Origin of the sequence: Bradyrhizobium sp. F1.4.3, assembly GCF_040548375.1 — a bacterium.
GTDB lineage: Bacteria > Pseudomonadota > Alphaproteobacteria > Rhizobiales > Xanthobacteraceae > Bradyrhizobium.
On sequence record NZ_JBEPRN010000002.1, the window covers coordinates 848,620 to 868,091 of the forward strand.

At 64.3% G+C, this 19,472-nt stretch carries 19 protein-coding genes; 14 read left to right on the top strand and 5 right to left on the bottom strand.

The window, feature by feature from the left end; translation table 11 throughout:
- Positions 1–96: 96 nt before the first annotated feature.
- On the bottom strand, positions 97–1,002 hold the full coding sequence (gene serB / locus ABIB73_RS11465; RefSeq protein ID WP_354224009.1) for a phosphoserine phosphatase SerB: 906 nt from the start codon (positions 1,000–1,002) through the stop codon (positions 97–99).
- Positions 1,003–1,013: 11 nt separating this feature from the next.
- Here serB and miaA point away from each other — a divergent pair, with 11 nt between their 5' ends.
- The 8 genes from miaA to ilvC all read left to right on the top strand — a co-directional run bounded on the left by miaA (position 1,014) and on the right by ilvC (position 9,013).
- Positions 1,014–1,970, top strand: coding sequence for a tRNA (adenosine(37)-N6)-dimethylallyltransferase MiaA (gene miaA, locus ABIB73_RS11470; RefSeq protein ID WP_354224011.1), 957 nt, complete (start codon positions 1,014–1,016; stop codon positions 1,968–1,970).
- Positions 1,971–2,299: 329 nt separating this feature from the next.
- Positions 2,300–4,075, top strand: coding sequence for an acetolactate synthase 3 large subunit (locus ABIB73_RS11475; protein ID WP_354224013.1), 1,776 nt, complete (start codon positions 2,300–2,302; stop codon positions 4,073–4,075).
- A gap of 4 nt (positions 4,076–4,079) precedes the next feature.
- On the top strand, positions 4,080–5,051 hold the full coding sequence (locus ABIB73_RS11480) for a threonine dehydratase (RefSeq protein WP_354224015.1): 972 nt from the start codon (positions 4,080–4,082) through the stop codon (positions 5,049–5,051).
- A 22-nt stretch (positions 5,052–5,073) separates the two neighbouring features.
- On the top strand, positions 5,074–5,616 hold the full coding sequence (gene ilvN, locus ABIB73_RS11485) for an acetolactate synthase small subunit (protein WP_354224017.1): 543 nt from the start codon (positions 5,074–5,076) through the stop codon (positions 5,614–5,616).
- A gap of 3 nt (positions 5,617–5,619) precedes the next feature.
- Positions 5,620–6,309: a class I SAM-dependent methyltransferase gene (locus ABIB73_RS11490; RefSeq protein WP_502918413.1), complete on the top strand. Its 690-nt coding sequence runs from the start codon at positions 5,620–5,622 to the stop codon at positions 6,307–6,309.
- A gap of 65 nt (positions 6,310–6,374) precedes the next feature.
- Complete coding sequence (locus ABIB73_RS11495; protein WP_354224019.1) at positions 6,375–7,250, top strand: EamA family transporter; 876 nt, start codon at positions 6,375–6,377, stop codon at positions 7,248–7,250.
- A gap of 7 nt (positions 7,251–7,257) precedes the next feature.
- Positions 7,258–7,860 (top strand): LysE family translocator, encoded by a 603-nt coding sequence (locus tag ABIB73_RS11500; protein ID WP_354224021.1) that lies wholly within the window; start codon positions 7,258–7,260, stop codon positions 7,858–7,860.
- Positions 7,861–7,993: 133 nt separating this feature from the next.
- Positions 7,994–9,013: a ketol-acid reductoisomerase gene (gene ilvC, locus ABIB73_RS11505; RefSeq protein WP_354224023.1), complete on the top strand. Its 1,020-nt coding sequence runs from the start codon at positions 7,994–7,996 to the stop codon at positions 9,011–9,013.
- Positions 9,014–9,436: 423 nt separating this feature from the next.
- On the opposite strand, the gene ABIB73_RS11510 is transcribed toward ilvC, so the two are convergent.
- Positions 9,437–10,057: a hypothetical protein gene (locus ABIB73_RS11510; RefSeq protein WP_354224025.1), complete on the bottom strand. Its 621-nt coding sequence runs from the start codon at positions 10,055–10,057 to the stop codon at positions 9,437–9,439.
- Positions 10,058–10,162: 105 nt separating this feature from the next.
- On the opposite strand from ABIB73_RS11510, the gene ABIB73_RS11515 reads away from it, so the two are divergent.
- On the top strand, positions 10,163–10,828 hold the full coding sequence (locus ABIB73_RS11515; RefSeq protein ID WP_354224027.1) for a TetR/AcrR family transcriptional regulator: 666 nt from the start codon (positions 10,163–10,165) through the stop codon (positions 10,826–10,828).
- A gap of 239 nt (positions 10,829–11,067) precedes the next feature.
- Positions 11,068–12,780: a sulfatase-like hydrolase/transferase gene (locus ABIB73_RS11520; protein ID WP_354224029.1), complete on the top strand. Its 1,713-nt coding sequence runs from the start codon at positions 11,068–11,070 to the stop codon at positions 12,778–12,780.
- A gap of 139 nt (positions 12,781–12,919) precedes the next feature.
- Here the strand turns inward: ABIB73_RS11520 and ABIB73_RS11525 are convergent, their stop codons facing one another.
- A complete protein-coding gene (locus ABIB73_RS11525; protein WP_354224031.1) occupies positions 12,920–14,479 on the bottom strand; it encodes a glycine betaine ABC transporter substrate-binding protein in 1,560 nt (519 codons plus the stop codon).
- Positions 14,476–15,258 carry an ATP-binding cassette domain-containing protein gene (locus ABIB73_RS11530; RefSeq protein WP_354224033.1) on the bottom strand — a complete coding sequence of 261 codons (783 nt, stop codon included), beginning with the start codon at positions 15,256–15,258 and terminating at the stop codon, positions 14,476–14,478. Before ABIB73_RS11530 ends, ABIB73_RS11525 begins: the two co-directional genes overlap by 4 nt.
- A gap of 134 nt (positions 15,259–15,392) precedes the next feature.
- Here ABIB73_RS11530 and ABIB73_RS11535 point away from each other — a divergent pair, with 134 nt between their 5' ends.
- A complete protein-coding gene (locus ABIB73_RS11535) occupies positions 15,393–16,211 on the top strand; it encodes an ABC transporter ATP-binding protein (protein ID WP_354224035.1) in 819 nt (272 codons plus the stop codon).
- Positions 16,211–16,999 (top strand): ABC transporter permease, encoded by a 789-nt coding sequence (locus ABIB73_RS11540; protein ID WP_354224037.1) that lies wholly within the window; start codon positions 16,211–16,213, stop codon positions 16,997–16,999. Before ABIB73_RS11535 ends, ABIB73_RS11540 begins: the two co-directional genes overlap by 1 nt.
- Before the next feature lie 48 nt (positions 17,000–17,047).
- On the opposite strand, the gene ABIB73_RS11545 is transcribed toward ABIB73_RS11540, so the two are convergent.
- Positions 17,048–17,497, bottom strand: a complete 450-nt coding sequence (locus tag ABIB73_RS11545; RefSeq protein WP_354224039.1) for a cupin domain-containing protein — start codon at positions 17,495–17,497, stop codon at positions 17,048–17,050.
- A 138-nt stretch (positions 17,498–17,635) separates the two neighbouring features.
- Here ABIB73_RS11545 and ABIB73_RS11550 point away from each other — a divergent pair, with 138 nt between their 5' ends.
- On the top strand, positions 17,636–18,664 hold the full coding sequence (locus ABIB73_RS11550) for an ABC transporter substrate-binding protein (protein WP_354224041.1): 1,029 nt from the start codon (positions 17,636–17,638) through the stop codon (positions 18,662–18,664).
- Positions 18,665–18,693: 29 nt separating this feature from the next.
- The gene (locus ABIB73_RS11555; protein ID WP_354224043.1) at positions 18,694–19,398 is read left to right on the top strand and encodes an NUDIX hydrolase; all 705 of its coding nucleotides are present in this window, start codon (positions 18,694–18,696) and stop codon (positions 19,396–19,398) included.
- The last annotated feature ends 74 nt before the right edge of the window (positions 19,399–19,472 follow it).

Sequence of the window (19,472 nt, forward strand, 5' to 3'; positions counted from 1 at the left end):
TGCCCGGGCTTGACCCGGCCATCCACGCCTTTGCCGCGCGGACAGACTCAGACGTGGATGACCGGGACAAGCCCGGGCATGACGACGGAGAGGACGTTAGCCCTCCACAAACTCGTCCCGCCGATACCCCTGCGCATACAACAGTGCGGTGAGATCGCCATGGTCGATCCGTGCCGCCGCGGCAGCCGCCACGGCCGGCTTGGCGTGATACGCAACTCCCAGCCCCGCCGCCTGGATCATCGCCAGATCATTGGCGCCGTCGCCGACGACGACCGAGTCGATGTCGTCGAGATCGAACGACTCCATCAAATCCACCAGCGTCGCGAGCTTTGCGGCGCGGCCCAAGATCGGCTCCTTCACCTCGCCGGTGAACTTGCCGTCACGCACAACGAGCTCGTTGGCGCGGTTCTCCTGGAAGCCGATCTTGGCGGCAACAGCTTTGGTGAACAGCGTGAAGCCGCCGGAGACGAGGCAGGCATAGGCGCCGTGCGCGCGCATGGTCGCTACCACCTCGCGGCCGCCCGGGGTCAGGGTGATGCGTTCGGCCAGCACCTTGTCGACAACGCCGACGGGCAGGTCCTTCAGCAGCGCGACGCGCTCGCGCAGCGCCGGCTCGAACTCGATCTCGCCGCGCATCGCGCGTTCGGTGATAGAGGCGACATGCGCCTTCAGCCCGGCAAAATCGGCAAGCTCGTCGATGCATTCCTGACCAATCATGGTGGAATCCATGTCGGCGAGAAAAAGCCTCTTGCGCCGGAAGCCGGCCGGCTGCACGACGATGTCGATGGGCAGGTCGCCGCGGAGTTCGCGCAACCGCTGTTCAATGGCGTGACGGTCGCCTTCGAGGTTACTGTCGGCGCCGAAGGGAATGTCGACCGCAACCCCGTCGAACAGCCAGTGCGCAGGTAGCGCCTGGGGCAGCACGGCGCGGGCGCCGTCGACGATGGTGCTATCGAGCGCGGGATTGTTGGGATTGCAGATCAGCGTGGCGACGAGGGACATTTGAGGTTTTCGTGAGCGAGGGGCAAGTCGGCAGAAGGCATGTTGGCAAGGCCGTGCTTATCGCAGGCCCGACCGCCAGCGGCAAGTCGGCGCTGGCGCTGGAGCTCGCGCTTGCCACCGGCGGCGTCGTCATCAATGCCGATTCCATGCAGGTCTATCGCGACCTGCGCATCATCACGGCACGCCCCACAGGGGCTGAGGAGGCGCGGGTACCGCACCGCCTCTATGGCCATGTCGACGCGGCCGTGAATTTTTCCGCCGGCGCCTGGGTGAGCGACGCGGCGAACGCGCTGGGAGAAGCGCAAGAGCAGAGGCGACTGCCGATCTTCATCGGCGGCACCGGGCTCTATTTCAAGGCGCTGACGGCGGGTCTCTCCGTGGTGCCGCCGATCCCTGCCGGGGTTCGCGAGGGCGTGCGCGCGCGGCTGGAGCGGAACGGCGTCGAGGCGCTGCACTCCGAACTCGCGCGCCGTGATCCGCGCGCGGCCAAGCGATTGAACCTGCGCGATCGCACCCGCATCGCGCGCGCGCTCGAAGTGATCGAGGCGACCGGGCGCTCGCTGCTCGATTGGCACCGCGAGGGCGAGCCGCCGCTGTTGCCGAAGGACAGTTTTCGCGCGGTGTTCCTCGCTCCCGAGCGCGACGAGCTCTATGCCCGCATCGATGCCCGCTTCGACGCCATGCTCGGCGCCGGCGCGTTGACCGAGGTCGAGCGGTTCGCGGCTCGCGGCCTCGATCCGCTGTTGCCGGCCATGAAGGCCCATGGCGTACCGGCGTTGATCCGGCACCTGCGCGGCGAACTCAGCCTGGAGGAGGCCGCCACCATCGGCCGAGCCGACACCCGCCACTACGCCAAGCGCCAATTCACCTGGTTCCGGCACCAATTGCCCGAGTTCGAATGGGTCAAGCCGGAGGAGGCGAGGGGATGGCTGTCGGCCGCCGTGAACGCGGCGCGGGACCCCGGCTGACGCGCATTTGTGTCCGGGTTCCCGAATTTCCCTCTCGCCGAACCCCGGGAACACCGCTACACTGCCAAAATCGCGCGGGAACGGCCGCATTGCCTTGACATCCGGGCTCTGGCCGCTATGTTTCGCGCAACCTTTGGGAAGCTGGGCACCTGCCATGCGTAACATTATTACCAAACTCCTTATCGCCGTCGTACCCAGGCACACCGCCGGGGGTGGCTAGCTGCCATCCACATGACAGGCGGTGTGCATGGGCCCTCTTCGGGGCCTTTTTTATTTCCCGAACCAGACACGAACGAAGCCGCTGACAACAGCGCATCCGGAGCAAGCCAATGAGTGACAAGAGCCACGATCCGAACCAGATGACCGGCGCCGCGATGATCGTCCGCGCGCTCATCGATCACGGCGTGACCGACATCTTCGGCTATCCCGGCGGTGCGGTGCTTCCGATCTATGACGAGATCTTCCAGCAGAGTGAAATCCAGCACATCCTGGTTCGCCACGAGCAGGGGGCAGGCCACGCCGCCGAGGGCTATGCGCGTTCGACCGGCAAGCCGGGTGTTGCGCTGGTGACCTCGGGGCCCGGCGCCACCAACATGGTGACGCCGCTGACCGACGCGTTGATGGATTCGATCCCGCTGGTCTGCATCTCCGGCCAGGTGCCGACGCATCTGATCGGCAACGACGCGTTCCAGGAATGCGATACCGTCGGGATCACGCGCCCCTGCACCAAGCACAACTGGCTGGTGCGCGACGTCAACGATCTCGCCAAGGTCCTGCACGAGGCGTTTTACGTTGCGACCACGGGCCGTCCGGGCCCGGTGCTGGTCGACGTGCCGAAGGACGTGCAGTTCGCGACCGGCACCTATCATCCGCCGCGCAAGTCCGACGTGCACCGCTCCTATGCGCCGCGGGTGAAGGGCGATGCGACGCAGATCCGCAAGGCGGTGGCGCTGCTCGCCAATGCCAAGCGCCCCGTGATCTACAGCGGTGGCGGCGTCATCAATTCCGGTCCCGAGGCGACCAAGCTGTTGCGCGAACTGGTCGAGGTCACCGGTTTCCCGATCACCTCGACGCTGATGGGCCTGGGCGCCTATCCGGCCTCGGGCAAGAACTGGCTCGGCATGCTCGGCATGCACGGCACCTACGAAGCCAACATGACCATGCATGATTGCGACGTCATGCTGTGCGTCGGCGCGCGCTTCGACGACCGCATCACCGGCCGCGTCGATGCGTTCTCGCCGGGCTCGAAGAAGATCCACATCGACATCGATCCGTCCTCGATCAACAAGAACATCCGGGTCGACGTGCCGATCATCGGCGATTGCGGCAATATCCTCGGCGACATTCTCCAGGTGTTCAAGGCCGAGGCGAAGAGGCCCGACGTCAAGGCGTGGTGGCAGCAGATCACACAGTGGCGCGCCCGCAACTCGCTCTATTACAGGAAGAGCAACGACGTCATCCTGCCGCAGCACGCGATCCAGAGCCTGTTCGAGGCGACGCGTGGCAAGGATACCTACATCACGACCGAGGTCGGTCAGCACCAGATGTGGGCGGCGCAGTTCTTCGGCTTCGAGGAGCCGCATCGCTGGATGACGTCGGGCGGTCTCGGCACCATGGGCTACGGCCTGCCGGCCGCGGTCGGTGTGCAGGTGGCGCACCCGGACAGCCTCGTCATCGACATCGCAGGCGACGCCTCGGTGCAGATGACGATGCAGGAGATGTCGACGGCGGTGCAGTACGAGCTGCCGATCAAGATCTTCATCCTGAACAACCAGTACATGGGCATGGTGCGGCAGTGGCAGCAACTGCTCCATGGCAACCGGCTGTCGCATTCCTACTCCGAGGCGCTGCCGGATTTCGTCAAGCTCGCGGAAGCTTATGGCGGCGTCGGCATCCAGGTGCACAAGCCTTCAGATCTCGACGGCGCCATCCAGGAGATGATCTCGGTCAAGCGCCCGGTGCTGTTCGACTGCCGCGTCGCCGCGCTGGAAAACTGCTTCCCGATGATCCCCTCCGGCAAGGCGCATAACGAGATGCTGTTGCCGGAGCAGGCCAACGACGAGGCCACGGCAAAGGCATTTGCCGGCGGCAAGGCGCTGGTGTGAGGCCATGTTCGACCTGAAGGAGCTCGAGCGCGCGCATGCGATCGTGGGGCAGGCGGTGCCGGCGACGCCGGCACGCGGCTGGCCGCTGCTCGCTGAACGCCTTGGCACCGAGGTGGTGGTCAAGCACGAGAACCACACGCCGATCGGGGCCTTCAAGGTGCGCGGCGGGCTGGTCTATCTCGAACGGCTGAAGCGCGAGCGGCCGGACGTCCCGGGCATCATCTCGGCGACACGCGGCAATCACGGCCAGAGCCTTGCCTTTGCCGCGAGCCGCCACGGCGTGCCGGCGGTGATCTATGTGCCCCGTGGCAATTCGGTCGAGAAGAATCGCGCGATGAGGGCCTTTGGTGCCGAGCTTGTCGAGCACGGCGAGGACTTTCAGGCCGCGCGCGAGGAGGCGGGACGCCATGCGCAGTTCGCCGGACTTCACATGGTACCCTCGTTCCACACCGATCTGGTGCTGGGCGTTGCGACCTATGCGCTCGAGCTGTTCCGGGCGGCCTCGGATATCGACATTCTCTACGTTCCGATCGGGCAGGGCTCCGGCATCTGCGGCTGCATCATGGCGCGCGATCTCTTGGGCCTGAAGACCGAGATCGTCGGCGTGCAGTCGACCGAGGCGCCGTCCTACGCGCTTTCGTTCGCGGCAGGCCACGTCGTGACGACCGAGACCAGCAACACGCTCGCCGACGGCATGGCGACGCGCATTCCGGATGCTGACGCGTTCGCGCTGATCCGCAAGGGCGCCTCGCGCATCGTAGAGGTCACCGACGACGAGGTCGCTACGGCGATCCGCGCCTACTGGACCGATACGCACAATCTTGCCGAGGGTGCTGGCGCTGCCGCGCTCGCCGCGGCGCTTCAGGAAAAGTCCAAGCTGTCCGGAAAGCGCGTCGGTCTCGTGCTCTCGGGCGGCAATATCGATTTCGATCTGTTCCGCCGTTGGGTCGGGACGGATGCGCCAGCGACGGCGTGACGAGAGAATAGAGGGGACGATAATGAACCAGCCCGCATCCGCCTATTTCATCGAGGAACGTCACGATCCCACCGAGACGCACACGCTCTCGGTGCTTGTGCAGAACGAGCCGGGCGTGCTCGCGCGCGTCATCGGTCTGTTTTCAGGGCGTGGTTACAACATCGAGAGCCTCACGGTCTCGGAGACCGAGAGCCAGAAGCATCTCTCGCGCATCACCATCGTCACCACGGGCACGCCGATGGTGATCGAACAGATCAAGCATCAGCTCGACCGCATGATCCCGGTCTACCGCGTCGTCGACATGACCCAGACCAAACGCTCGATCGAGCGCGAGCTTGCGATGGTGAAGGTGCGCGGAGAGGGCGATCACCGCGTCGAGGCGCTGCGGCTGGCGGACGCGTTCCGCGCCCGCGTGATCGATGCCACCACCGAGAGCTTTGTGTTCGAGATCACAGGCAATACCGACAAGATCAATCAATATATCGACTTGATGCGCCCGCTCGGCCTTGTCGAGGTGTCGCGCACGGGCGTTGCCGCGATCGGCCGCGGGCCTGAAGGGATGTGAGCCATGCTGGCGCGCGACTGGTACTATAACGAGCGGAACCGGATGGGCATCGAGCCCGCGGTGGCGTCGATCTATGACGCCCACGACGATGCCGATTTGCGGGCGCGCGCCGCGCTGAAAATGCTTGGAGTACAGCGCGGCTGGCGCATTGCCGACATCGGCTGCGGCAATGGCGTGCTGGCGACCGAAGCTGCACTGATGGGTGCCGAGGTCGACGCCATCGACATCTCGCCGGCAATGCTGGCGCTCGCCGCGATCTATGCCCGCGACCGCAAGGCACCCGTGCGTACGCAATCGGCAGGCCTGCTCAGCTTCGCCTATCAGCCGGAATCCTATGATCTGATCGTCAGCGAGTTCACGCTGCATCATCTGCCGGACTTCTGGAAGGCAGTGGCAATGTCGCGGATCTATCGCGCGCTGAAGCCGGGTGCGACCTTCTACCTGCGCGATATCGTCTACGCTTCGATGCCCGACGCGGTCGAGCGCGACGTCGAGCAATGGGCGGACTTCCACACCAAGAACCACGATTTCTCCCGCGAGAGCGTGGTGACGCATATGCGCGACGAATACTCCACCTTTGGCTGGGTGATGGAGCGGATGCTGGCCGATGTCGGCTTCGCGCTGGTTTCGGCCGACTATCACGCGCCGATGCACGGCACTTATCTCGTGCGCAAACCCAATTCTTCGACGTAAAGGCCGGCGAGCAAGGTCAGACCAGAACAACAGGGCTGCACGACAGAGCAGAACCGAGAACAACAATGAAGCCGGCCGATATCCTCATCGCCATCCTGGTGGCGATCATCTGGGGGCTTGCCTTCGTGGCGAGCCGGATTGCGCTCGACGAGTTTTCGCCGGAGCTGATGACGGCGATGCGCTTCAGCATTGCCGCGGTGCCTTGCCTGTTCGTTCGCAAGCCGAAGATTGCCTGGTCGCTCCTGATCGCGATCAGCTTCACGCTGTTCCTCGGCCAGTTCTTGTCGCAGGCCTATGGCATCGCCCATGGCGTGCCGGTGGGGCTCACCAGCGTCGTCGTGCAGAGCCAGGCGCTGTTCACGATCGGCTTGGCCGCGATCGCATTCGGCGAGCGGCCGACGCCGGCGCAGACGCTGGGCATCGTGATCGCGGCAATCGGCCTGCTGATGATCTGTGGCACCGTGGGTTATGATTTCAGTGTCGCTGCTTTCTCAGTGCTGATGATCGCTCCTGTCAGCTTCGCTGTCGGCAACATCCTGTTGCGCGGTGCCCGCGGCGTGCCGATGTTCGATCTGTTCGCTTGGCTGTGCCTCACGTCCGCAGTGCCGTTGTTCGCGTTGGCGCTGGTCGTAAACGGGCCGGCGCCGACCTGGCAGTCGCTGATCCATATGTCGCTGACCGGCCTCGTCTGCCTGCTGGTGATCGGCGCGGTCTCCACAAGCATCGCCTATTGGTTGTGGGGCCGGCTGCTGCGTGACTATCCGGCTGCGCAAGTGGTGCCGTTCGCGCTGCTCGTACCGTTCGTCGGCTCGGCCGCCTCCAGCATCGCGTTCGGCGAGAAGTTCGGCCCGTTGCGGCTCGCTGGCATGCTGACCGTGATCGGCGGCATCGCGGTGATGGTGCTGGCGAAGCGGCCGCAAGCGCTGCCGAAGACCGCGTGAGGTGAATATGGCCTACTCGCTCTTCTATGCCTTCCTCGCCTTTATGGTGGTGATGTACTTCACCCCCGGGCCGAACAACATCATGCTGCTGGCCTCGGGCCTGACCTACGGCTTTCGGCGCACCATCCCCCACATCGCCGGTATCGTTATCGGCTTCGCCTTCATGGTCGGTACCGTCGGCCTCGGGCTCGGCACGGTGTTTTTGGCCTATCCGATCCTGCAGACCATTTTGAAATATGCCGGCGCCGCCTACCTGATTTATTTGGCCGCAATGATCGCCTTCTCCGGCCCGGCCAAGCGGGGCGAGGGAGATGGCCGCGGCCCGATGACCTTCTGGGGTGCGGCCATGTTCCAGTGGATCAATGCCAAGGGCTGGGTGATCGTGATCGGGACCATCACCGCCTATGCGGCGATTGCCCAGTTCCCCGTCAACATCGCGATCCAGACCCTGATCAGCCTGCTCGTGGGCACGGTCTCGACCGTGGTCTGGGCCTTTTTCGGCACTGCACTGCGGCCGGTCCTGACCTCCGAACGGCTGGTCCGTGCCTTCAATATCCTGATGGCGATCCTGCTTTTGGCGTCGCTCTATCCTGTCTTCATGGATGCATGATGCCGCAGATTTCCATGCAGAAACGGGTTTCCCAGGGGGCTGAAAATGCTCTAGACAGCCCCCGAAATCCGCAAATCTCACCGTCCGAGACCTGACCCACGGCCGATTCTGGCCCACACCCGAGGAAACGACTATGCGTGTTTATTACGATCGCGACGCCGACCTGAACCTGATCAAGGGCAAGAAGGTCGTCATCGTCGGCTACGGCAGCCAGGGCCACGCTCACGCGCTGAACCTGAAGGATTCCGGCGTCAAGGAAGTCGCGATCGCGCTCCGCAAGGGCTCGGCCTCGGCCAAGAAGGCGGAAGCCGCCGGCTTCAAGGTGATGGAAGTCGCCGAAGCCGCCAAATGGGCCGACCTCGTCATGATGCTGACCCCGGACGAGCTCCAGGGCGACATCTATCGCGAGCACCTGCACGACAACATGAAGAAGGGCGCAGCCCTCGTCTTCGCGCACGGCCTCAACGTCCATTTCAACCTGCTCGATCCGCGCGCCGACCTCGACGTGCTGATGATCGCGCCGAAGGGCCCCGGCCACACCGTACGCTCGGAATATCAGCGCGGCGGCGGCGTGCCCTGCCTGATCGCGATCGCCAAGGACTCGTCCGGCAACGCCCATGACCTCGGCCTGTCCTACGCCTCCGCTATCGGCGGCGGCCGCGCCGGCATCATCGAGACCTCGTTCAAGGAAGAGTGCGAGACCGACCTGTTCGGCGAGCAGGTGGTGCTCTGCGGCGGCCTGGTCGAGCTGATCAAGGGCGGTTACGAGACCCTGGTCGAAGCCGGCTACGCGCCGGAGATGGCCTATTTCGAGTGCCTGCACGAAGTGAAGCTGATCGTCGACCTGATCTATGAAGGCGGCATCGCCAACATGAACTACTCGATCTCCAACACCGCCGAGTACGGCGAGTATGTCACCGGCCCGCGCATCGTCACCGACGAGACCAAGAAGGAGATGAAGCGGGTGCTCAACGACATCCAGTCCGGCAAGTTCGCCCGCGACTGGATGCTCGAGAACAAGGTCAACCAGACCTCGTTCAAGGCGACCCGCGCCAAGCTCGCCCAGCACCCGATTGAGGAAGTCGGCGCCAAGCTGCGCGACATGATGCCCTGGATCAAGAAGGGCGCACTGGTCGACAAGAGCAAGAACTAAGTCGTCGCCGTAGCGACGCGGCGTATCGCTTACGCCGCGTTGGGACACGGGAGCGAAAACACAAGCTTCGCTCGCCAAACTAATTCTTAAACCTTCGCGACTATATCTGAGCGAGATCGCAAACAGCGGTCTCGCTCTTTTCATCTCGTTTCATCTCGCGCGAAGCATTGCTGCTTCATTCAAATTCTTCGCGAATTGAAGTGCCCTCCGAGCACCAAGAACTGACACTTAAACCACATTCTTGGTCTCACGTCGTTTCTCGGCACTTCTCCCAAGCTCGCAGCCGTCAAAATGTGAGCATCTTCATAGTCGAATACGCGGCTCTTCATCTGCTCTCTCATCGCACGATCGATCTTGCCGTGGGACGCTTGCGTGCAACTTCATCTTAAGAAGCGACACCCGCTGCGCCTTCTTGCGCGAGTACTATTGCGCTTCGACAGTCTGGCGGGTCGGGCGCGAGGCCATCGCGATCAGCCGCAGCGCCATCACGGCGAGCAGCGGAACGAGGAACGCGGCATAGAGCGGCATCGCCGGCACGCGTTTGCCGAAAGACACCATGAACTGGAACCAGAGATAGTAGCCGCCTACAAGGTGCAACGCGCGCCAGGCGCGCGGCCCGAGCAGCGCGGCCGTGCGGTCGAGCGAGGTTGCGCTCATGGCGGTGATGAAGGCATAGCCGATGCCGCCGAAGATGTAGGAGGCGGCCGATGTGGCCTCCGCAAAGCCGGCTGGATCCATTTTGGCGAACGTGACGATCGCAACCGCATGGATGGCATGGGAAGCCGCAAAGCTCAGGCCGAGATGGCGGCGGTTGCGGCGCTGCCATCGCGTCCAGGCATTGGGCCAGAGTCGCGCCAGCGCCGCGGCGCTGAAGGCGAGGCAGAACAGGAGCAGCGAGCTGTGCGCCGTAAATCGGATTACCATGCGTACGCCCTCGACCTCGAACTGCCGCATCGAGGCGATCCACAGGCTGAGGGCCATCAGGCTCAGGGTGAGGGCGGCAAGCAGCCGCCAGCCTTCGAACCAGCTTTGACGTGGCGACATGGCAATCTCCTCCATTATGTAATCATCGATTACATTTCGGACGGCAATATCGTCAACGGTGTAATCGCTGCTTACATTCACGTTCGGGTGATGCTAGAATGCGCCATGCCCGCCCGTCAGACGCCCAGGCCGCGCGCCCGCCGCCAAACACCCGAAGCCCGGCCCTATCATCACGGCGACCTCCGGCGTGTCCTGATCGACGCTGCGCTGCAACTTGCTGCCGAGGGCGCCGAGGTTTCCGTGCGCGAGGCGGCGCGGCGAGCCGCGGTGTCGCCGGGGGCGCCGTTCCGGCACTTCCCCAACCGCGATGCATTGATGGCGGCGGTGGCCGAGGAGGCGCAGCGGCGCTTTCGTACCGAGATCGAGGCCGGGCTGGGCCAAGCACCGGTCGCCGACCCGCTGGCCCGTTTCCGTGCCTTCGGCCTTGCCTATCTGCGCTGGGCAATGCGCAACCCGGCGCATTTCGAGATCATCTCCACGGGGCGTTATTTCGCCCATGGCAGTTCGGCCGAGCTCACGCGCGACAATGCCGAACTGGTCGCGTTGACCGAGCGGATGCTGGCTGAGGCGGCGGAGCAGGGCCTGCTGCGGTCGGCGGACCTCAAGCGCATCCAGATCGCCGGCCGCGCCCTGGTCTATGGCTTTGCCCGAATGAATCTTGACGGCCATTTCCCGCGCTGGGGCGTGCAGGAGGACGAGGTCGAGCGGATGGCGGAGGGGGTGATAGACCTCTTCATCGCCGGGATCGAGAAGCCGGGCCGAACTCCCTGACCCTCATGGTGAGGAGCGCGCCCTTGCGCGCGTCTCGAACCATGCGGGCCCGGGCGAAGCATGCGGCCCTTCGCCGCCCGCTAACATTAAGCGAAGGTCGGTCCGTGACGCGCGTTGCTTGTCCGTGACCGTTCAATTACAGTTTTATGACAGGGTGCAGGCTTCCGGATGCACCAAACGCCGCAGGCCGGCCAGACGGCTTGGCATCACCGTGCCGGACCAGCTGTTGCGTGTCGTCAATGGCGTCCGCGCCCAATCCAGGTCCTTCTGTCGCAACCGCCGTGCTGGCGGGCGTCGCCGCGCTCGGCATCTGGCGTCTGCTTGCGGTCGCCGCGCCGCATCTCGCAGCGCTCGCGTTGATGTACGAGACCGAGACCGATTTCGGCTCGCGGCTCAGCTTCGCCCTTGCTTGGGGCATTCTCAACTTCTTCTGGATCACGCTGCTCCGGCGTCCCGCACTCTCGGGCGCGCTGTCGCTGACCGTGGTCGTCGTGCTGGTGCTGTTGTCGCGGCTCAAGCACGACGTCGTGCAGATGACGGTGAACTTCATCGACCTGATGATGATCGACCGCGACACCATCGCGTTCCTGTTCACGATCTTCCCAAATTTGCGCTGGTCGGTGATCGGGGCCGGCCTCGTCACGCTGCCGCTGATGTATGCGCTGTGGTGGCTCGATCCGTTTCGCATCCGCCGCCTGCCGGCGCTCGCTTCCATGCTCGCGTGTCTTGCCGCACTTGTGGGCTATTCCGTCTATCATCCGGACGAGGCCTGGCGCGGCTATTACGACGACGGCTATCTCTCAAAGTTCTTTCGCTCCGGCGTCAGCGCGGTTTCCGACTTCGCGCAATACGGCTTCATGGAGTCGGCCGCCTCGACCAATGAGCGGCTGAACATGCCGCTGGTAGATGCCTGCCATCCCGCCGGCCGCCGGCCGAACATCATCATGGTCCATGATGAATCGAGCTTCGACATTCGCGCCGCGCAGGGCATCAAGGTGCCGCCGGGTTATGGCAGCCATTTCAAATCCTGGGACGGCAAGGAGCGCACGTTCCTGGCTGAGAGCAACGGCGGCCCCAGCTGGTTCACCGAATATAACGTGCTCGCCGGCCTCTCCTCGCGTTCGTTCGGTCGCTTCGCCTATTTTGTGACGCGCATCGCTTCCGGCCGCGTCGAGCGCGGCCTGCCCCTGGCGCTGCGCCGCTGCGGCTACGACACCATGTCGCTCTATCCCGCCTATGGCGGCTTCATGGGCGCGCGCAGCTTTCAGATGACGACCGGCGTCGAGCGCTTCTTCGATTCGAAGGATCTCGGTGCCAAGGACGTCGAGCCGGACAGCTTCTTCTACGACAAGGCTCTCCGGCTGATGGGCGAGCGCACGCCCAACAAGCCGCTGTTCACCTTCATCTATCTCGGCGCCAATCATTTCCCCTGGGAGACCCGCTTCCGGCCCGACCTGATGCCGAACTGGCGCCGGCCGGGCAACGTGCCGTCCATCGACGAATATCTGCGCCGGCAGGCGATGAGCGCCGAGCAGTACAAAGCCTTCATCGCCGGCCTGAAGAAGACGTTCCCGGGCGAGCCATTCCTGATCGTGCGCTATGGCGACCACCAGCCGGAGTTCGCGCCGCAGATCCTCGAGCCCGGACTCGACGAAGGCTCCATCGGCAAGAAGCTCGACGATTACGATCCGCGCCTCTACGCGACCTACTATGCGATCGACGCAGTCAATTTCGAGCCGGTCAGAAGCGATGCCGTGATGGACACGATCGACGGCCCCTATCTGCCGCTGGTGATCCAGGAAGCCGCGGGCATCCCGCTCGATCCATCCTTCGCCGAGCAGAAGGAGATCATGCTTCGCTGCAAGGGCATCTTCTACGGCTGCAAAGACGGCGGCGAGGCGCGCCGCCTCAACCGGCTGCTGATTAATGCGGGGATGATCCACGGGCTTTAGCTTCTTTCGCCGGACTCGCGGGGTCGCGAGCGGCGCTTTTTGTTTGTCCGTCATCCTGGGGTGCGAGTGTTGCGATGCAAGCGCATCGCAACACGAGCCTCGAAGGATGACGGGGATTTAGCGTACGTCGAGCCCGGCGTCACTGCCTCTTGATCTTCCCCCACAGCCACTTCGCTACCGCCTCCGGCGAGGACGTCGCGTCATTGCCGGCGGCGCGCAAATTTGCTTCCCGCATCGTGGCAATGTCGATCGTCCCCAGCAGCGGCTTCAGCGCGGTCTGCAATCGCTCGTCGCCGGCGCGCTTCGGTGCGAGCAACAGGATCGCGTCGTAGGGCGGTATCGCGTGCCTGGGATCGTCCAGCACGACCAGATCGTATTTCGCGATCAGCCCGTCGCTGGTATAGCCGGCGATCACGTCGACCTCGCCGCTGGCGACCGCCGCGTACATGAAGTCCGGCTGCATCTGGCGTTGCGCGCGAAACTGAAGCCCATAAGCTTTTTGCAGCGCCGCCCATTCCGGGCGCGAGAAGAATTCGTAGTCGCCGGCGATCGACAGGGTCGATGCATGTGCCGAGAGATCGGCAATCGTGCGGATGCCAAGCGTCGCGGCGCGCTGCTTCGGCATCACCAGCGCGTAGGCGTTCTCGAAGCCGAGCTCGCCGAGCAGGGTGATGTTGTCCTTTGCGAGCGCCGTCTTCAACTCCGCCAGTAGTTCCGCGCGCGGCCTGATGTCGGTGCGATGCAGCTGGTTGGCCCAGAGCGTGCCGGAATAGTCGACATAGAGATCGATGTCGCCGGCCTTCAGTGCCCCGAAGATCACGCTCGAACCGAGGCCCGATCGCGTCGTGGCCGGAAGGTCGGCCGTCTGGAGGCGATCCCTGAGCAGCGCCGACAGCACATATTGCTCGGCGAAGGTCTTGGCGCCGACCACATAGCCCGATGATGAACGCCCCATGGTCGGCACCAGCGTCGCCGCGACCAGTGCTGCGATTCCGGCCACGCCGAACCCCGCGCGCAGGCGGCTGCGGTGGCGCAGGCCGCTCTCGATCAGGCCGAGCAGTTGATCGACGGCGAGCGCAAGCAGGGCCGAAGCAAAGCAGCCGAACAGCACGAACACCCAGTTCTGGGTCTGAAGGCCGGCAAAAATGTAGTTGCCAAGGCTGGTTTGCCCGATCGGCGTCGACAGCGTCGCGGTGCCGATCACCCACACCGCGGCGGTGCGAATGCCCGCCATCATCACCGGCAGCGCCAGCGGCAGCTCGACCATGACGAGCGACTGCCGCACGGTCATGCCGACGCCCTCAGCGGCTTCGATCAGTGCCGGGTCGATGCCGTTCAGGCCGGTGATGCCGTTACGCAGCACCGGCAGCATCGAATAGAGCGCCAGCGCGAGCATCGCCGGCAGGAAGCCGAAGGCCGAGAAGGAGACGCCGAACCAGGCGAGCGTCACCGAGGCTGCCGCGAGCAGCAGCGGATAGAACAGCGCGAGCAAGGCCAGTCCCGGCACCGTCTGCACGATGCTGGCGAGCGCGAGCAGGATGCTGCGTGGCGCCGGCCGGTTGCGGGTGAGGATCGCCAGTGGCAGGCTGATGACCAAGCCAAGTGCGAGTGCGGCGAGGCTCACCCGCACATGGTTGCCGAGATAGTCGGGCAAATGCGACAGCGCCTCGCTCCAGCGTGGATCGGAGAAGAGGCTCATGCCGCACCGCTCTGCGGCAGCAGCGCATTCAGCCGCTCGACCTGGCGCCGCGGCGTGCGCAACAGCTCCAGCACATAGCCGTCGCTGCTTTTCGAGAGTGCTGCCGGCGTGCCCTGTGCCTGCAGCTTTCCGCCGCGCATCACCGCGATGCGATCGGCGAGCAGGATCGCTTCCGTCATGTCGTGCGTGATCATCACGGTGGTCAGGCCGAGCTTGCGGTGCAGGTCGCGAAAATCATCGCCGAGCGCATCGCGGGTGAGGGGATCGAGTGCGCCGAACGGCTCGTCCATGAGCACGATGCGGGGGCGTGCCGCGAGCGCCCGCGCCACGCCGACGCGTTGGCGCTGACCGCCGGAGAGCGCCTCCGGAAGCCGGTCGCGATGCGCGCTACGGTCGAGCTGCACGAGCTCGAGCAGCTCATCGACGCGCGCGGTGATGTCCGCCGCCGGCACGCCCAGCAGCTTTGGCGTGATCCCGATATTGTCGGCGACGCTTAAGTGCGGGAACAGCCCGCCGCTCTGGAAAACGTAGCCGATCCGGCGCCGCAGGGCGACCGGGTCGACGTTTTGCACGTCCTCGCCCTCGACCGTGATCGTGCCGCCATCCGCTTCGATCAGCCGGTTGGTGAGCCGCAGCAGCGTCGTCTTGCCCGAGCCGGAGCCGCCGACGATGGCCAGAAACTCACCCTCGGCAATATCGAGCGAGACGTCGTCCACGGCCTTGAGGGAGCCGAAGCTTTTGGTGACATGTGCATAGCCAATCATCGGCCTGGAAGGCATCGGGCGGGGGCTCACTTCGCTGGCCCGCCCATGGAGGCGGGGATGACAAGACCCATGCGTACCATGCTTGGCCGGTTGATTGAACTTGGCCGCGCGAGAGGCTAAGGCATCGATCCGGGTTCGGGAGGAAACACATGACAACGCCCACGGCAGTGGCGCTGGAAGATGCCAAGGTTGCGTTCCGGTTGGGGGACGGGCGGGTCTATACGGCGGTGGAGAAGGCGCATCTCACGGTCGCCCAAGGCGAGTTCGTCGCCATCGTTGGTCCGACCGGCTGCGGGAAATCCACGCTGCTCAACGTTGCCGCGGGGCTCCTGAAACCAGCCGCCGGCAGCGTCAAGATATTCGACCGGCTGCTCGCCGGGCTGAACCGGGATGCCGGCTACCTGTTCCAGGCCGACGCACTGTTCCCCTGGAAGACCGCGCTCGACAATGTCGCGATCGGGCTCGAGATCATGGGCACCCCACGCGCCGAGGCGCTGGCACGTGCGCAGAAATGGCTGACTTCCGTCGGCCTCGGTGCCTTCGCCAACCGTTACCCGCACATGCTCTCCGGTGGCCAGCGCAAGCGCGTCGCGCTCGCGCAGGTGCTGATCCGCGACCCAAAGATCCTCCTGATGGACGAGCCGTTCGGGCCACTCGACGCGCAAACGCGTCAGGTGATGGGCAATCTGCTGCTCGACCTCTGGAACGCGGACCGCAAGGCCGTGCTGTTCGTGACCCATGATCTCGAAGAGGCGATCGCTCTTGCCGACCGCGTCGTGATCATGTCGGCAGGGCCGTCCTCGCGGATCATCGGCGACTGGCGGGTAACGCTGCCGCGCCCGCGCGACATCTTCGAGGTGCGGCTCGACAAGGAATTCCATGCGCTCCACCGCGAGATCTGGAGCGTACTCAAGGACGAAGTGATGAAGGGCTACGCGCAATCTACCCAAGCGGCGGAGGCGGTCTGATGTCGCGCCTGACATTGCTCTCGCTGCAAGTGCTGGTCGCCATCGTCTGCATCGTCCTGTGGCAGGTGCTGTCGACCTTCCCCGTGTTCGGCAAGATCCTGCTGCCGCCGTTCTTCTTCTCCAACCCGGTCGACGTATTCGACCAGATCGTCAAATGGTTCTGGAGCGGCGTGATCTGGAAGCATCTCTGGATCACGCTGGTGGAATCGATCCTCGCCTTCGTGATCGGATCGCTCGGCGGCGTCCTGGTCGGCTTCTGGTTTGCGCGCCAACCGCTGGTCGCCGCGGTGTTCGACCCCTACGTCAAGATGGTCAACGCGCTGCCGCGCGTGGTGCTGGCGCCGATCTTCGCGCTGTGGCTGGGGCTCGGCATCTGGTCGAAGGTCGCGCTCGGCGTGACACTCGTGTTCTTCATCGTGTTCTTCAACGTCTATCAGGGCGTCAAGGAAGTCAGCCGCACCGTGCTCGACAATGGCCGCATGCTCGGCATGAGCGAGGGGCAGTTGATGCGGCACGTCTATTGGCCGTCGGCGCTGTCGTGGATGTTCTCATCGCTGCACACCTCGGTCGGCTTCGCCGTGGTCGGTGCGGTCGTCGGCGAATATCTGGGATCGGCCGCAGGTCTCGGCTATCTGATCCAGCAGGCCGAAGGCGTGTTCGACGTCGCCGGCGTGTTCGCTGGCATGTTCGTGCTGTCGGCGTTCGTCATCCTGATCGACATGGGCGTGACGCTGGTGGAGCGTCGCCTGCTGGTGTGGCGGCCGACCGCCTCGGATGGACGCGGCTAGCCGCAAAAGGGACGCGCGCATCGGCGCGAGCCCCGATAGCGCGAAGTCTCAGTCCAAGAGCTTGGTATCGTCGGGCGTCTGCGGCGGCGTCTTGATCGCGATGGCCTTGACCTGCCCGCTGATCGGCTTGGTGCCGCCATGCGGCGTGCCCTTGGGGATGATGACGAGATCGCCCGGCTTCACCGTGACTTCCTTGTCGCCGAGCCAGATCGTCCCGGTCCCGTCGAGGATGTACTGGATCTCGTTGGTGTTGGGATGCATGTGCTTGGGCACGTTGCCGACCTGAATCGACACAGTGGCGCCATCGGCGCCCATGAACATCTTGGAGCGGTAGCCGACAGTGTTGGCGGGCCCCAGCGCCTCGCCTTCCATCTCGCCTGTATGGATGATCTGCGGGGTGATGCTCTCGGCGGCGAGCGCCGGCCGCAGCAGGTGGGTCGCGCCGCATCCAGCGGCAAAAGCGGTGGCGATCGATAGCCCGATTGCAAGGCGATTCATGGATGATCCTCCCCATCAAGAATTATTGTTGTTCGCGCATGCTATTGCACCGAAAAGCCAATGGCCAGTGCACTTAGGCAGTGCTTCTCAAGCCTGTCTCGCTGCTTTATGGTGCCGCCAGCCGAACGGAGGAAACCAATGAAGAACACGATTGCCAGGCTCGCCGGCGCGCTGCTCGCGCTGACGCTCACCACCGGTCTTGCCGCGGCGCAAAGCAAGGTCACGATCGCGATCGGCGGCGGGGCCTGCCTGTGCTATCTGCCGACGGTGCTGGCAAAGCAGCTCGGTGAATACGACAAGGCCGGCCTCAATGTCGAGCTGGTCGACCTCAAGGGCGGCTCGGACGCGTTGAAGGCCGTGCTCGGCGGCAGCGCCGACGTGGTCTCCGGCTATTTCGACCATTGCGTCAATCTGGCCGCCAAGAAGCAGGAGCTCCAGGCGTTCGTGGTCTATGACCGCTATCCCGGCCTCGTGCTGGTGGTCGCGCCCTCGCACACGGGCGACATCAAGTCGGTCAAGGATCTCGCTGGCAAGAAAGTGGGCGTCAGCGCGCCCGGCTCCTCCACCGACTTCTTCCTCAAATATATGCTCAAGAAGAACGGTCTCGATCCAGCCGGCACCGCCGTGATCGGCGTCGGCCTCGGCGCCACCGCGGTCGCTGCGATGGAGCAGGGGCAGATCGACGCGGCCGTGATGCTCGATCCGTCCGTCACCGTGCTCCAGGGCAGCCACAAGGATTTGCGCATCCTCAGCGACACCCGTACGCAAAAGGACACGCTCGAGACGTTCGGCGGCGAATATCCGGGCGGCGCGCTGTACTCGACCGCGGCCTGGGTCAATGGCCACGAGAAGGACGTGCAGGCGCTCACCAATGCGATCCTCGGGACGCTCGCCTGGATCCATTCGCACTCGCCCGAAGAAGTCATGGCGAAGATGCCGGAGGAGATGGTCGGCAAGAACAAGGACCTCTATCTCGCCGCGCTGAAGAACACGATCCCGATGTTTTCCGAGACCGGCAAGATGGACCCGAAGGGCGCGGACGCGGTGCTCGCGGTGTTCAGCGTTGGCTCGCCCGAGGTTGCGAACGCCAAGATCGACGTCAGCAAGACCTTTACCAACAAGTACGTCGACCAGGCCAAGAAGACCACGGGCATGAACGCCAAATAGCTGACGCGATCCCGCGGTAATCAGGCGTCATGACCTCATCGACCATTCATCGCGTCACGACGCTTGATCTTGCGGTGCGCCCGATCGCGTGGCCGTTCGCGGAGGAACGGCGCGCCGAGATCGCGGCGCATTTCGCCGAGAAGCAGCGTGAGCGGCCAAAAATCTGGAACGGCCGAATCCTGCTCGGGCGCGACGCCGTCTTCACGGACGGCCATCTCGCCGGGACCTATTTCGAGACCGATTTCGCGAGCTTCCTCGCCTGGCGCGACTGGGGCTTTCCCGATCCTGCCGTGTTCAACGGTTTCGGCATGGGTGCGCTACGTGCCTCCGACGGTGCCTTTCTGATGGGCGAGATGGCGCACCACACCGTCAATGGGGGGCGCATCTATTTCCCGTCGGGCACGCCCGATCTCGATGACGTCAGGGACGGTGTGCTCGATATTCCCGGTAGCGTCGTCCGCGAGATCGAGGAGGAGACCGGCCTGATCCCTGCCGACTACGCAGCGGAAGCAGAGTGGCACTGCGTCGTCACCGGCCAGGCGATTGCAATGATGCAGATCCTCAACCTGGATATGCCGGGTGAAGCGGCTCGCACCCGGATCGAAGCCAATCTGGCTGACCAGGCCGAGCCCGAGCTGTCGGCGATCCATCTCGTGCGCGGAATGGATGATCTCACGCCGACCATGCCGCGATTTGTCACGGCCTTTATTGCGCAGCAGTTCGCCTCGCGCTGATGCGCGAGGCTTGACATCGCTTCGCCCAGCCCATGTGATGGGCGTAAAAGCAAAAACAACAAAATTGCAATGCA

Coding starts and splice junctions, on each gene's coding strand:
- ABIB73_RS11475 (WP_354224013.1), top strand. CDS start 2,300: ATGAGTGACAAGAGCCACGATCCGAACCAGATGACCGGCGCCGCGATG.
- ABIB73_RS11490 (WP_502918413.1), top strand. CDS start 5,620: ATGCTGGCGCGCGACTGGTACTATAACGAGCGGAACCGGATGGGCATC.
- ABIB73_RS11495 (WP_354224019.1), top strand. CDS start 6,375: ATGAAGCCGGCCGATATCCTCATCGCCATCCTGGTGGCGATCATCTGG.
- ABIB73_RS11515 (WP_354224027.1), top strand. CDS start 10,163: ATGCCCGCCCGTCAGACGCCCAGGCCGCGCGCCCGCCGCCAAACACCC.
- serB (WP_354224009.1), bottom strand. CDS start 1,002: ATGTCCCTCGTCGCCACGCTGATCTGCAATCCCAACAATCCCGCGCTC.
- ilvN (WP_354224017.1), top strand. CDS start 5,074: ATGAACCAGCCCGCATCCGCCTATTTCATCGAGGAACGTCACGATCCC.
- ABIB73_RS11535 (WP_354224035.1), top strand. CDS start 15,393: ATGACAACGCCCACGGCAGTGGCGCTGGAAGATGCCAAGGTTGCGTTC.
- ABIB73_RS11550 (WP_354224041.1), top strand. CDS start 17,636: ATGAAGAACACGATTGCCAGGCTCGCCGGCGCGCTGCTCGCGCTGACG.
- ABIB73_RS11510 (WP_354224025.1), bottom strand. CDS start 10,057: ATGTCGCCACGTCAAAGCTGGTTCGAAGGCTGGCGGCTGCTTGCCGCC.
- ABIB73_RS11555 (WP_354224043.1), top strand. CDS start 18,694: ATGACCTCATCGACCATTCATCGCGTCACGACGCTTGATCTTGCGGTG.
- ABIB73_RS11545 (WP_354224039.1), bottom strand. CDS start 17,497: ATGAATCGCCTTGCAATCGGGCTATCGATCGCCACCGCTTTTGCCGCT.
- ABIB73_RS11540 (WP_354224037.1), top strand. CDS start 16,211: ATGTCGCGCCTGACATTGCTCTCGCTGCAAGTGCTGGTCGCCATCGTC.
- ABIB73_RS11525 (WP_354224031.1), bottom strand. CDS start 14,479: ATGAGCCTCTTCTCCGATCCACGCTGGAGCGAGGCGCTGTCGCATTTG.
- ABIB73_RS11500 (WP_354224021.1), top strand. CDS start 7,258: ATGGCCTACTCGCTCTTCTATGCCTTCCTCGCCTTTATGGTGGTGATG.
- ABIB73_RS11480 (WP_354224015.1), top strand. CDS start 4,080: ATGTTCGACCTGAAGGAGCTCGAGCGCGCGCATGCGATCGTGGGGCAG.
- ABIB73_RS11520 (WP_354224029.1), top strand. CDS start 11,068: ATGGCGTCCGCGCCCAATCCAGGTCCTTCTGTCGCAACCGCCGTGCTG.
- ABIB73_RS11530 (WP_354224033.1), bottom strand. CDS start 15,258: ATGCCTTCCAGGCCGATGATTGGCTATGCACATGTCACCAAAAGCTTC.
- ilvC (WP_354224023.1), top strand. CDS start 7,994: ATGCGTGTTTATTACGATCGCGACGCCGACCTGAACCTGATCAAGGGC.